The organism is Aneurinibacillus migulanus (genome assembly GCF_001274715.1).
GTDB lineage: Bacteria > Bacillota > Bacilli > Aneurinibacillales > Aneurinibacillaceae > Aneurinibacillus > Aneurinibacillus migulanus.
This window is the reverse complement of the sequence record NZ_LGUG01000002.1, coordinates 299,455-312,281: the sequence shown is the minus strand read 5'-3', so window position 1 is coordinate 312,281 and position 12,827 is coordinate 299,455. Positions and strand designations below refer to the sequence as shown.

General features: G+C 45.9%; 9 protein-coding genes and 8 tRNA genes. 15 read left to right on the top strand and 2 right to left on the bottom strand.

The features are described from left to right. Positions 1-96: 96 nt before the first annotated feature. The 9 genes from AF333_RS01590 (at position 97) to AF333_RS01550 (ending at position 1,783) form a co-directional block, all read left to right on the top strand. Positions 97-170, top strand: a tRNA-Trp gene (locus tag AF333_RS01590). Between the two features lie 9 nt (positions 171-179). Further along, positions 180-255: transfer RNA gene (locus tag AF333_RS01585), tRNA-His, on the top strand. A 67-nt stretch (positions 256-322) separates the two neighbouring features. Further along, positions 323-397, top strand: a tRNA-Gln gene (locus AF333_RS01580). A gap of 59 nt (positions 398-456) precedes the next feature. After that, a tRNA-Gly gene (locus tag AF333_RS01575) sits at positions 457-532 on the top strand. A gap of 62 nt (positions 533-594) precedes the next feature. Beyond that, positions 595-669: transfer RNA gene (locus AF333_RS01570), tRNA-Cys, on the top strand. An 11-nt stretch (positions 670-680) separates the two neighbouring features. Further along, positions 681-769, top strand: a tRNA-Leu gene (locus AF333_RS01565). Between the two features lie 31 nt (positions 770-800). Further along, positions 801-885: transfer RNA gene (locus AF333_RS01560), tRNA-Leu, on the top strand. Between the two features lie 8 nt (positions 886-893). Continuing rightward, a tRNA-Gly gene (locus tag AF333_RS01555) sits at positions 894-964 on the top strand. A 150-nt stretch (positions 965-1,114) separates the two neighbouring features. Continuing rightward, on the top strand, positions 1,115-1,783 hold the full coding sequence (locus AF333_RS01550) for a uracil-DNA glycosylase (RefSeq protein ID WP_043066304.1): 669 nt from the start codon (positions 1,115-1,117) through the stop codon (positions 1,781-1,783). A gap of 68 nt (positions 1,784-1,851) precedes the next feature. On the opposite strand, the gene AF333_RS01545 is transcribed toward AF333_RS01550, so the two are convergent. Then, entirely contained in the window at positions 1,852-2,049 is a 198-nt protein-coding gene (locus AF333_RS01545; protein ID WP_043066305.1) for a hypothetical protein, read from the bottom strand. A gap of 187 nt (positions 2,050-2,236) precedes the next feature. Between AF333_RS01545 and AF333_RS01540 the strand changes: the two genes are divergently transcribed. The 4 genes from AF333_RS01540 to AF333_RS01525 all read left to right on the top strand — a co-directional run bounded on the left by AF333_RS01540 (position 2,237) and on the right by AF333_RS01525 (position 10,412). After that, positions 2,237-2,482 carry a hypothetical protein gene (locus AF333_RS01540; protein ID WP_235356075.1) on the top strand — a complete coding sequence of 82 codons (246 nt, stop codon included), beginning with the start codon at positions 2,237-2,239 and terminating at the stop codon, positions 2,480-2,482. 233 nt (positions 2,483-2,715) lie between these two features. Continuing rightward, the gene (locus AF333_RS01535) at positions 2,716-8,136 is read left to right on the top strand and encodes an AMP-binding protein (protein ID WP_235356650.1); all 5,421 of its coding nucleotides are present in this window, start codon (positions 2,716-2,718) and stop codon (positions 8,134-8,136) included. A gap of 244 nt (positions 8,137-8,380) precedes the next feature. Next, the gene (locus AF333_RS01530) at positions 8,381-9,070 is read left to right on the top strand and encodes a uracil-DNA glycosylase (protein WP_052520794.1); all 690 of its coding nucleotides are present in this window, start codon (positions 8,381-8,383) and stop codon (positions 9,068-9,070) included. 4 nt (positions 9,071-9,074) lie between these two features. After that, positions 9,075-10,412, top strand: coding sequence for a purine/pyrimidine permease (locus tag AF333_RS01525; RefSeq protein ID WP_043066307.1), 1,338 nt, complete (start codon positions 9,075-9,077; stop codon positions 10,410-10,412). On the opposite strand, the gene AF333_RS01520 is transcribed toward AF333_RS01525, so the two are convergent. Then, positions 10,375-11,043 carry a B3/B4 domain-containing protein gene (locus AF333_RS01520; RefSeq protein ID WP_043066308.1) on the bottom strand — a complete coding sequence of 223 codons (669 nt, stop codon included), beginning with the start codon at positions 11,041-11,043 and terminating at the stop codon, positions 10,375-10,377. The two genes, AF333_RS01525 and AF333_RS01520, sit on opposite strands and share 38 nt — an antisense overlap. A gap of 137 nt (positions 11,044-11,180) precedes the next feature. On the opposite strand from AF333_RS01520, the gene rnhA reads away from it, so the two are divergent. Both rnhA and queG read left to right on the top strand, forming a co-directional pair. Further along, positions 11,181-11,615 carry a ribonuclease HI gene (rnhA, locus tag AF333_RS01515; protein WP_043066309.1) on the top strand — a complete coding sequence of 145 codons (435 nt, stop codon included), beginning with the start codon at positions 11,181-11,183 and terminating at the stop codon, positions 11,613-11,615. Between the two features lie 22 nt (positions 11,616-11,637). After that, complete coding sequence (gene queG, locus AF333_RS01510; RefSeq protein ID WP_235356651.1) at positions 11,638-12,807, top strand: tRNA epoxyqueuosine(34) reductase QueG; 1,170 nt, start codon at positions 11,638-11,640, stop codon at positions 12,805-12,807. Positions 12,808-12,827: the final 20 nt, after the last annotated feature.

Genomic DNA, 12,827 nt, shown 5'->3' with positions numbered 1-12,827 from the left:
AGCGAAGTGGCTAAACGCGGCGGACTGTAAATCCGCTCCCTCAGGGTTCGGCGGTTCGAATCCGTCCCCCTCCACCATTTTCACGAAGCGAAATATAGGGGCATAGTTTAACGGTAGAACAGAGGTCTCCAAAACCTCCAGTGTGGGTTCGATTCCTACTGCCCCTGCCAGATATTATGGCGGTCGTGGCGAAGTGGTTAACGCATCGGATTGTGGCTCCGACATTCGTGGGTTCGATTCCCATCGATCGCCCCATTGNGTTAACGCATCGGATTGTGGCTCCGACATTCGTGGGTTCGATTCCCATCGATCGCCCCATTGTTGGGGTATAGCCAAGCGGTAAGGCAACGGACTTTGACTCCGTCATGCCCTGGTTCGAATCCAGGTACCCCAGCCATTCTTTTAGGATGTCTGTGGTTGCAACAAAAAAGAAAAGCGTATATACTAATAAAAGATGCGGACATAGCTCAGTTGGTAGAGCACGACCTTGCCAAGGTCGGGGTCGCGAGTTCGAGTCTCGTTGTCCGCTCCATTTACACCATTTCAATTAGTTAACCTTAAAAACATTATGTTAACTTGTAATAAATTGATTATGGAGGTATAGCCAAGTGGTAAGGCACAGGTCTGCAAAACCTTTATTCCCCGGTTCAAATCCGGGTACCTCCTCCATTTAACCCTTTGCCGGGGTGGCGGAACTGGCAGACGCACAGGACTTAAAATCCTGCGGTAGGTGACTACCGTACCGGTTCGATTCCGGTCCTCGGCACCATTTTCATTAACAGTAGATGCCTTTTTGTTTTGCCGATGTGGCGGAATTGGCAGACGCGCACGACTCAAAATCGTGTTCCTTCGGGAGTGTCGGTTCGACCCCGACCATCGGTACCATGCCAAATGCGGGTGTAGTTCAATGGTAGAACATCAGCCTTCCAAGCTGAATACGTGGGTTCGATTCCCATCACCCGCTTCATCTACAATTTTATATCTAATAGGATACTTATACATACGAACAACGCGTTTTTTCGTTCCATGACGGACGAAGGGGCGCGTTTTTATTTTATTTTAATCTAATTTGAGGAAAAGATAAAAAGACGTAAAAAATGAAAGGAGGATACATATGCTATTACCGGAAAAATTCTTAACATGTGTACGGTGCGAGGATGGATTGAAAAGAGAAGAAGGACAAACCCCTGTTCCAGGTGAAGGCATTCCGAATGCGGAAGTTATGCTTATCGGTGAGAGCCCAGGAACTGAAGAGATGAAAAATGCCCGACCTTTCGTAGGAAAAGCTGGCGAAAACCTGAATGGCTTCCTTGAATCGGTTGGCCTTAACCGAAATAACATGTATGTTGTAAACACTACTCGATGCAGGCCTTACAAAGTAACGGAGAAGATATTAAAGAATGGAAACAAACGGATTACAAAATCAAATAAACCGCCCTCTCAACATGCTATCCGCTCCTGTGCTACTTGGCTAGACATGGAAATCGATCTCGTTAACCCAACATTAATTGTTACACTCGGCTCTACACCTTTAAAACGTCTTATTCCCGAATACAGCATTTCAAAAGTCCACGGTACATTATTAACTGTACCGATACAACACGCAGGTGTAAAAGAAGAGAGCCGAGAATTCACTTTGTCTGAACGAGAATTCTACATATTCCCGCTTTATCATCCGGCTGCGATTATTTACCGGCATGAACTACAGGAAGTATTTGAAGAAGATTTGAAAAGGCTTCGACAAGCTATAGAGAAGCTTCAATTGAATTCTGTACTGATGTAATGAAGATTCTTTAAACTAATGTACGATTAAAACCCTTTAGGAAATCCTAGAGGGTTTTAAATTTGTTTTTATTTTTTTCTTAATGAATATAAAAACGAAGTGAATGATTCATCTAATAATTTTTCTCGATTGGCATCTTCATTAATATCGGTATCAACTTCTATTTCATGCTTGGATATACCGTACACATCATCTTCATCCCAAATAGAATCGTGTGCTTGTATACTGTTTTGTTCATTATGATTATGACCTTTTTCTCTTTTCAATTATATCCCACCTTGTATTTTTTACCGCAATATTAGTATTTGGATTGATGTGCAATTTATAATACGATTTATAAGGAAGTTGGGACATGTAAGATTAAGTTTAATCTTACTAAAAAAGGTTACACTGAAAATAGCCTTTTTAATGTAAAGGATTTTCAATATGTAAGGTGGTGTAAGAGTGAAGTGGATGGTTAAATCTAAGCATACAAATGAAGAGGAACAAATCGTTGCGCTAGAACTAGAGGATGGAGATGGCACATTTGATGCCAATGTTAGATGGGATGGATGTATGGAAATACACATACGTTCAAAAACCGAGGAAGATAATATATTAGTTGATACTGTGCATACTTGTGATATAGATGGGCTCATAAATAAATTACAAGGATTAAAACAGGTATGTCTGGATTACTTTGATAAGGCTAATGAATAAAAAGAGAGCGATGCAGAGAAAAGGCCCGGCGAGTATGCCGGGTTTTTGGTTGTTTATTTGAACAGAAATAAATCCTATAGCTAGTCTAATAATTGATTTCTAAGCGTTGTTTTCCTGTGAATTTGTATAAAGGAGTTCTTTTCTAAAAAGTCGAAATAATATGTTAAAGTTCTTGTCGGCATAAAATTGGCTACTTATACGTTATTTTGGTTGACAGAAAGGGGCTCAATATAGTGGACATACGAACGCAAAGGGTAAGATGTAATCCAATTCTCACTCATGAAGATTGGAACAAACAGCGCCATGCAGCGGAACGAAATCCAGGGGAATTCCATAGCGAAATCGCTAAGCGAGAAATTCATTGGTACGATAGAAAAACAAATGCCTGGATCATTTGGAGTGATGAACAAAATCAATGGCTTGGCTTAGATGCGGATAACGGCTCTGTTGTTACCATTACGTATGCACCGGGATTTGAACCGTGGGATATGGCATTCGATAATAATGATGAACCGTTCTATAAGTGGTTCTCGGGCGGATTAACCAATGCCTGCTTTAATGAGGTAGATCGCCATGTAATAAACGGACATGGGGATGAGACTGCCTTTTATTTTGAGGGTGATCGTTGGGATCAGGCTAAGAATGGTGGACGTGGCGGACCGGTTGTCGAATTCGCCGTTACGCGCAAGCAACTAATGCTTGAGACCGTAAAGGCAGCACAGGTACTCACAGGATTAGGCTTGAAAAAGGGTGACCGTATTGCACTGAATCTGCCGAATATTATGGAGCAAATTTATTACACGGAAGCGGCGAAGCGTCTAGGAATTATCTATACGGCAGTGTTTGGAGGATTTAGCGACAAGACGCTAAGCGACCGGATTCATAATGCAGGCGCTACAGTGGTTATTACTTCAGATGGCGGGTATCGCAATGCACAAATCGTTGACTTTAAAGAAGCGTATACCGATCCGGCGTTGGATAACTATATTCCAAAAGAAACGGCACAGCGGATTGTAGAGGAGAAGCTGCAGGAACTCAAACTGACGAAGGAGCAAGCCGCATTAATTAACGAAAAGGTTATGCAGACGATTGGTAACGAGATTACGGTGGAACGTTCTGACGCGATGCGTGGCGTCGGCATGGCCTTAGCTCAGTTCCATGATATGGACGCTAAAGAAAAATCGCACATTCGCACAGTTATTGCCAAAGGACTCGTTGAGGCGCCACCCCGTGTCGAAGCTGTTATCGTCGTTCGCCATACACGCCAACAGGATTTGAATTGGCGTTCAGAGCGTGATCGCTGGTCACACGAGTTGATTGCACAGGCAAGTAAAGAAGTGCTGCAAACAGCCGGTGAATTAGGATATGAGGTTGCGGACGAGAAAGAATTGCTTGAACTTGAGACGCAAGACTTCATCAAAGTAATGTATGCCGTATCCAGGCCTGAGCCGGTCGATGCCGAGTATCCGCTCTTTATCATCTATACAAGCGGAAGTACAGGCAAACCAAAAGGGGTCGTACATGTGCATGGCGGTTATGTAGCTGGCATTGCTCATACGATGAAAATTTCGTTTGATGCTAAACCAGGCGAAGATACAATGTATGTGATTGCCGATCCGGGCTGGATTACTGGACAATCATACCTTATTTCAGCTGCACTGACGACGCGTACAGCGAGCGTGGTGGCAGAAGGGGCGCCTGTATTTCCGAGTGCAGGCCGCTATGCAAGTATCATTGAACGCTACAATGTAACGATTTTTAAAGCGGGCTCCACCTTTCTGAAAACCATTATGTCCAATCCGCAAAACAAAGCCGACGTAGAGCAATACCGTATGGATACGCTTCGTGTAGCGACCTTCTGCGCCGAGCCAACAAGCCCAGTCGTTCAGCAGTTCGGCATGGACCTAATGACACGACAGTACATCAATTCTTATTGGGCCACTGAGCATGGCGGTATCGTATGGACACACTTCTATGGAAACAATGACTTTCAGCTTAAAGCTGATGCGCATACATTTCCGTTACCGTGGATTTTCGGCGATGTATGGATTGCGGAAGGCACGGCGCCAAGTGGCAAAGCAAAGTACCGTTCAGCAGCTTATGAAGAAAAAGGGGAAATCGTTATTACGAAGCCATATCCTTATTTAGCTCGCTATATTTGGGGCGATGAAGCTAATTTTGGCAACTCCGACTGGAAAGGGGATGCGGAACGTTACATTGATACGTATTGGGGCAGATGGGATGGTGTATGGGCTTATACGCAGGGGGACTTCGCCATGAAATATGAGGATGAATCGTTCTCATTGCATGGGCGTTCCGACGATGTAATTAACGTATCGGGACACCGGATGGGAACGGAAGAAATTGAAGGCGCCATCCTGCGTGATAAGCAGATTAATCCTGATTCCCCGGTCGGGAATGTACTTGTTATCGGTGCACCACACCGAGAAAAGGGGCTAACACCGATAGCATTTATCCAGACGGCACACGGTATGCGTCTGACGCTTGAAGACCAGCGTCGTCTGTCCGAATTGGTCCGTCAGGAAAAAGGCGCGGTCGCAGTGCCAAGCGATTTCATTGAAGTTGCGCAATTTCCAGAGACAAGAAGCGGTAAATATATGCGTCGCTACCTCAGTAATATGCTGAGCGGAGAACCATTGGGAGATACATCTACACTTCGCAACCCGGAAGTCATTGAAGAAATCCGACCGAAAGTCGATCAATGGCGGATGAAAACGAAGATGAAAGAAGAACAGAAGATTTTCGAGACCTATCGTTTCTTCCGCATACAGTATAATGATGTGCTTCGCGGCAAAAAAGTCGCTACCGTTACGGTTACAAATCCACCTGTTAATGCATTGAATGAACGGGCGTTAGATGAGTTAAATACCATAGTCAGTCATCTGGCCCGTCGTGAGGATGTTAAAGTTGTTATCTTTACGGGGCAGGGGACAAGCTCTTTTGTGGCAGGGGCAGATTTGAAGCAATTTCTTGAAGAAATGTTTGAAGTAGAGGACGTGCTTCCGCTGGCTCATAAAGCGCATTTGGCATTCAGTACAATTGAGAGTCTTGGCAAGCCAGTTATCGCTGCCATAAACGGTGTAGCACTTGGTGGAGGCAATGAATTTCAGATGGCGACTCACTATCGGATTGCTGAGCCACATACGGCGTTTGGCCAGCCAGAGATTAACTTGAACCTAATTCCGGGGTATGGTGGCACCCAGCGTTTGCCAAGGTTGTTGCAGCAACGGCATGGTACGGAGGGTTTCCTTAAAGCTGTCGAAATCATTCTGAATGGTCGGCGCATTGATGCCAAGGAAGCGCAACGTATTGGCCTTGTCGATGAAGTGATGGAAGGCAGCGACGATGTACTGGTTCGAGCATCTGCACTTGCACGCGAATACATCCTATTCGGAAAAGGGGCACTTAAAAAAGCATTCGATCGTCATAACAAATTCATCAATAATTGGGATACGCCGCAACCGTTCCCGCAGGAAGCGATCGACGGCAATCAGGAGATTCAACGCATTTTTCGCCAGACAGCCTGGGCCGAGCGTAAGAAAGCTGCAGAGCGCGTTTTGGAAGCGATTCGTACTGGATATGAACAGGGTATTAAGAAAGGCATAGAGCGTGAGGCGCAGCTTTTTGCCGAAGCGGTTATTGACCCGAAAGGCGGAAAGCTTGGCATTCTGGCGTTTCTTGATAAGAAGAGCAGGCCGTTGCCTACTCTCTCCCGCTTCCAGCCGGATGAGGCAAAGCAGAAAGAATTGATTCAAAAGGGAGAATTGTTGCCGATTGGCGCTCCATACTTTCCTGGATTTACACCGCTTCCAACATGGCAGTACGCATATGCAGTTACGAAAAACGACGAAACAGGTATGGTAGACCATGGCGATCCGATCGACTGTGAGAAAAAAATTGTCATTCCGGTCGAGAAACCAGGTGCCAATGAAGTATTACTCTATGTGTTAGCCAGTGAGGTGAATTTTAACGATATTTGGGCCCTTACAGGCATCCCTGTTTCCACGCTGGATGACCATGATATGGATTATCATGTAATGGGAAGTGGAGGTATCGCGCTTGTAGCAGCTGTAGGGAGTGAAGTAAAGCATGAGGGTCGTGTTAAAGTGGGGGATTTAGTCACTATTTATTCCGGTCAGAATGAGTTGCTGTCGCCAATAGTAGGTCTTGATCCAATGTTCGCTGATTTCAGCATTCAGGGGTATCAGGGGCCGGACGGTTCACATCAACAATTTATGATCGTGCAGGCTCCACAAGTGCATGTAAAGCCACAGGATGCAACTTTGGAAGCGGCCGGAAGCTATATTCTGAATTTGGGAACGATTTATCGTGCGCTTTTTACTACATTGAAAATCGAGCCGAATAAGAACCTGTTCGTTGAAGGTGCGGCGACTGGTACAGGACTTGAAGCGCTCAAATCGGCGGCACGTAATGGCCTACATGTAACGGGCATGGTATCCAATGAAGAAAGAGCTGATTATATTCGTGAGCAGGGTGCTATAGGGGTGATCAATCGGAAAAGTACAGCGTATGAAGGCGCATTTACCAAAGTACCGGCAAATCCGTCTGAATGGGCGGCATGGGAAGCGGCCGGTCAGAAGATACTCGATGACTATCGGACGCAGAACGGTGGACGCCTGGCTGACTATGCTGTATCTCACGCTGGTGAAGTCGCGTTTCCACGTTCGTTCCAGCTGGTAGAAGAAGGAGGTATGCTAACCTTTTATGGTGCATCAAGCGGCTATCATTTTACATTCATAGGAAAAGACGGTAGTAGTATGCCGCGTGAAATGTATGAAAAAGCCATGTTGCGTGCGGGTGAAGCGATGCTGATTTACTACGGAACGGATACAAATGCAGATGGCATCGTGGATGAGACCGGACTTATCGCCATCGAGGCGGCGCGTGAGATGGGAGCTCGCATTGTGATAGCGACTTACACGGATGCACAGAAAGAGTTTGTGCAAAGTCTTGGATATGGTGACGCAGTGCGGGGAGTACTCAGCATCGAAGAGATAACAAGACGGGAAGGGGACAATTTTGTATGGCCAGAGACCATGCCTGATCTGCCAAATCCGAAGACAGAGACCGAAGCATTTAAAGAATCGGTGCGTTACTTCACTGATTATATATTTAAGCCATTTGGTAGTGCGGTGGCCAAGTATTTACGTTCACCTGATAATCCGCGTGGATATCCAGATGTAATATTCGAACGTGCTGGCCATGACGTACTAGGTGTCAGTACGACACTGGTAAAGCCGTATACCGGTCGCATAATTTATAGCGAGAATATGGGAAAACACCGCTACAGCTTCTACGCACCGCAAGTGTGGATGCGCCAACGCCGTATTTATATGCCGACCGCGAACATTTGGGGTACCCACCTGTCGAATGCGTATGAGGTCATTCGGATGAATGAAATGATTGATGCAGGGATGCTTGAGATTACTGAACCCGTATTCGTGCCTTTTGAAAAGTTGCCGGAGGCGCATCAGGAGATGTGGGAAAATCGGCATGTCGGAAGCTCATATGTTGTAAACCATGCGATTCCTCGCCCCGGTCTCAAGACCAAAGACCAATTGTATGAAGCATGGTCTGCTCAAATGAGCGAAGCAGAGAACATCGAAAATTGAATAAGACAATAGCTTTGCTGTTTTAGTCAAAGCCATTTTAAGCGAAACCCGTCTCTTTAGAAGGCGGGTTTCTTTTCATTTATCGCATAAAAAGTAGATGTCGCGTTAAAACGAGAAATCATCATTCACTTTTTATGTATGTTTTTTCATCTTTTTCCTATAAGGAAGGAGTAGCGTTATTCCATCTTTCCGAAAAAATATGATATCGTAGAAAAGGACGCCATCATGATGGGAGAGAAAACGGATGAAACATGTTGCGGAAGGCATGCAGGATTTCTACCGTCGACTGACCAAAGACGGTTATCATCCTGAAGACGTAAAGCCTGCGCTATATCAGGTCGAAAGAATCGTACATATGGAACAAGTACGCCGTCATATTTTAAACTGTACGGATTGTTCGCTCTGTGAACGAGCAAAGAGCAGGGTGCCCGGCACAGGAAATACGTCTACACCGTTGATGATTGTTGGAGAAGGTCCCGGCGAGGACGAGGAAAACTGGGGATTACCGCTCGTCGGTATTAGTGGCTCGCTGCTTACACTTATTCTGGGGAAAGCAGGGATTGGTCGGGAGCAAATCTATATGACGAATGTGGTAAAATGCCGCGTAACGGATGAAAAGGGAAAAAACAGGACCCCGATGCGTGAGGAGACACTAGAGTGTGGAAAATATTTACGGCGTGAGCTTGATATCGTCAGACCGAAGGTGGTTTTGGCCCTGGGGAAGGTGGCACTACAGTTTTTTTTCCCGGATATGAAAACAATGTCCCAATTCCGGGGAAATATATACGAGTATGAGGGGACGAAGGTAGTGCCGACCTGGCACCCTGCCTATGTCGTGCGTCAGCGCGGCGATGCGCTGACCAAAGCAAAAAAAGAAGTATGGAATGATTTAAAAGTCGCCATCGAATGTGCAAAGAGAGAGCGGAAAAGGTGAAAATATGGAATCAGAGAGAGAAGCAACAAAGAATTTATACGGATTGGATGAGAAGCCACCCATTTCAGTAACGATGACAGCGGCACTACAATGGTTTTTTATCACGCTGTCTAGCTCCCTGGTTGTCCCGCTTGTAATCGGGGAGATGTATGGCCTGTCACCTCAGCAGGTAGGCCAGTTTGTTCAACAGACATTTTTCTTAATTGGACTTGTCTCCCTATTGCAGATATTGTTTGGTCATAAGCTGCCAATTACGGAAGGTCCGGCTGGTATGTGGTGGGGGATTTTTATCATTCTGGTGAATCTGGGAACAGTCGCCGGACAGGCCCCGCAAGAGATCGGACAATCCTTGGAAATGGGTTTAATTATCACAGGAATTATGCTTATTATTCTGGGTGCTACCGGATTTATTGAAAAGATCCAGCGAATATTTACGCCTTTAGTGAGCGGCGGTTATCTTATATTGCTTGCGGTATCGCTTAGTGGACCTGTGATGAATGGGATGCTCGGCATCGGATATTTTTCGAAGGAAAGCGGCGTAGAACCTGTACTCGCCATGGTATCAATCGGATTGGTATTTCTTACGTTTATCATGATTCGGTCGCCTTTTAAATATGTGCGTAGCTTTGCTATCCTCATTAGCATGATTATAGGGTGGCTGATTTATTTATTTATGGATTGGACGAAGCCTCTTCAGGAAGCGAATGGGCTATTTGAACTGCCTCAGCCATTTTTCTGGGGACCCCCGGTGTTTCATCTGGGGACCGTTCTGACATCTCTTGTTACCGGGCTAATTCTTATTACGAATCTTGTTGCCAGTATTGCGGTTGTTAGCCATGTAGCGAACATTCGTCCGAGAGAAGAGGATTATCGGCGCGGCGGCATAATGACAGGAGTGGCGCATCTTTTATCCGGGTTTGGCGGTATCGTTGGCCTTGTGCCACTCTCCATTTCCGCAGGGGTCATCCAGGTATCACGTATCGCTGCACGTCTGCCGTTTATCATTGCTGCGATCATGCTGATTTTATTAGGTGTCTTATCACCTGTTAGTCGCATTCTCGCTGGTCTGCCTTCTCCGGTTGGTTATGCGGTTATGTTTGTAACTTATACGCAATTGCTTGGTTTCGGCCTGCGAGATTTCGGCCGAATTATTCTTGATGAACGAAATGTACTTATCATTGGGTTTGGGCTGCTAGGCGGCATTGGCCTGATGTTTGTCCCGCCTGAAGCGCTTCAGGTATTACCGCCTATCTTTAGCTATATTTTTGGCAATGGACTTGTCATGGGAGTGTTGCTCATTATCTTCATGGAGCAGGTAGTATTTCGTAGTCGCCCCCATTAATGTGTATAAACATATCGCCTGCAGAGTGAAGCAGTTGTTCGTCCGTCCAACGATTGAACCTCGGATAAATAAAAAACACATGCAATAAACGTGTCGCGTCTTCCGCCACGCTTGTACGTACAGAATCGACGAACGGGCTGCCGAATGGTCCTTTCGCGTCGGCAAGCACCAGCTTGCCTGCACAAGAAATCTCCCTGCCGTTCAGTCCTTCATATGTTTCGTCTTCCCGTCCAAGGCGCAGGGTTACATCACCTTCAATGAAGTCCCGATTATACAATCCGGCAGGAAGACCGAATTGGAGGGAAAGGAAGGTATTCACATCAACTCCGGTATGTATCCAGTGGAGCGGCTTATTTTGCAGGACGCGGCGCATGAGGGCTTCAGAAGAAGGACGATAGCGGGATGGGTCCATTCCTACCGCTTTGAAAATTTGCCGCCATTCTGTAATGCCCGGAACGTCGCTGACGGATTTGTCCATATAATCATGCCGCATATTCTCAAGAAATAAGTTAATCCGTCCTTTTAGCATCCCCGGTGTAGGAGAAAGCTTCACATCATTGTAGTGGAGAATACCAAGTCTTATACCTGGGATTCTAGTACGGATGTCCCCGTCAATCATATAGCTTTGCATGAAATCACCTCTTTTTGCCGATATTGTACCATACTTGCCCAAAAGACAGGAGAAGTTGATATACTGTAAATAGATAACGGAAGAATTCTTCTTATGATATTTGAACAGAATATAAACTATAAAAAATGAGGGACAAGATGAAGGATGTTATTATTTATACGGATGGTGCCTGTTCCGGTAATCCGGGACCTGGCGGTTGGGGCGCTGTTATGCTATATGGCAAGCATCGTAAAGAAATGTGCGGCAGCGAAGAGAATACAACAAATAATCGCATGGAGCTGAAAGCAGCGGTAGAGGCGCTTAAGGCGTTAAAGGAACCATGCAAGGTTTTGCTCCATAGTGACAGCGCTTATATGGTCAATTGTTTTCAACAAGGCTGGTATAAAGGCTGGATTAAAAACGGATGGAAAAACAGCAAAAAACAACCGGTAGAGAATCAAGACTTGTGGAAAGAGTTACTTGCGCTCATGGAAACACATGACGTACAATACATTAAGGTAAAAGGGCATGCGGATAATGAATTGAATAATCGCTGTGACGAATTGGCGACCGGAGCGATCGTGCGCCGGTAAGGCAACAGGAGGTGATGGCGGCGTGGAAATACGGCATGATTGCACGACAGTAACAGATTGGAGCCGCCTGAAGCAAGACGTTATTCGATATGCACATCACATCGGAATTGATAAAATCGGGTTTGCCTCGGCGGACCCGTTTCTTATGTTAAAGGAACGGTTATATAAACACCGCGAACAGGGGTATGAATCCGGGTTTGAGGAAAAGGATATCGAGAAGCGTACTCATCCAGAGAGCATTCTTCCGGAGGTAAAATCCATTATTGCCATCGCGCTTGCTTATCCGTCCCGTATAGAAGGGCCGCCGAAATCGGAACCGGGAAACTACAGAGGTGTGATGGCGCGGGTAGCCTGGGGAGAAGATTATCATCATGTGCTGCGTGAGCGGCTGCAAAAGCTGGAGCAATTTCTGCATGAGCAAGTGCCTGAGATTAAAACTGAAATTATGGTGGATACGGGCGCTTTGTCCGATAGGGCGGTTGCAGAGCGTGCCGGATTGGGATGGGTGGGCAAGAATACGTCACTTATTACGAAAGAATTCGGTTCTTGGGTGTATTTAGGAGAGATGTTAACGAGTGCGCCGTTCCCGCCTGACCATCCTATTGAAGAAGAATGTGGAGATTGCACAATGTGCATCGATTCCTGCCCTACCGGAGCAATTATTCAGGGAGGACAGCTTGATTCTACACGTTGTGTTGCGTTTTTGACACAGGTTAAAGATGAGATCCCTGAGGAGTTTCGGTCAGCGATTGGAAACCGTTTGTATGGCTGTGATACATGCCAACAGGTCTGTCCAAAAAATCGTAAAATCAACTTTACACATCATCCGGAGTTTACGCCTGACCCGGATGCAGCCAAACCGCTCTTAAAGCCATTGCTTACAATAAGCAAGAAGCAATTTGCCTCAAAGTTTGGACGATCTTCGGGATCATGGCGGGGTAAGAAGCCGATCCAGCGTAATGCGATTCTGGCGCTTGCGCATTTTAAAGACAAAAGCGCTGTGCCGGATTTGCTCTGTGTATTGTTGGAAGATGAACGTTCTGTGCTTAGAAGTACGGCAGCATGGGCGTTGGGCAGGATCGGCGGGGAGGAAGCGATGCTTGCGCTGAAAAAAGCAAAAATCCGAGAAAAAGATGCTGTGGTTCAAGAAGAGATTGAAAAAGCGCTTATGAGTGGGGAAAGTGTCGAATGATTGTGCTGGATTTCTTCTTT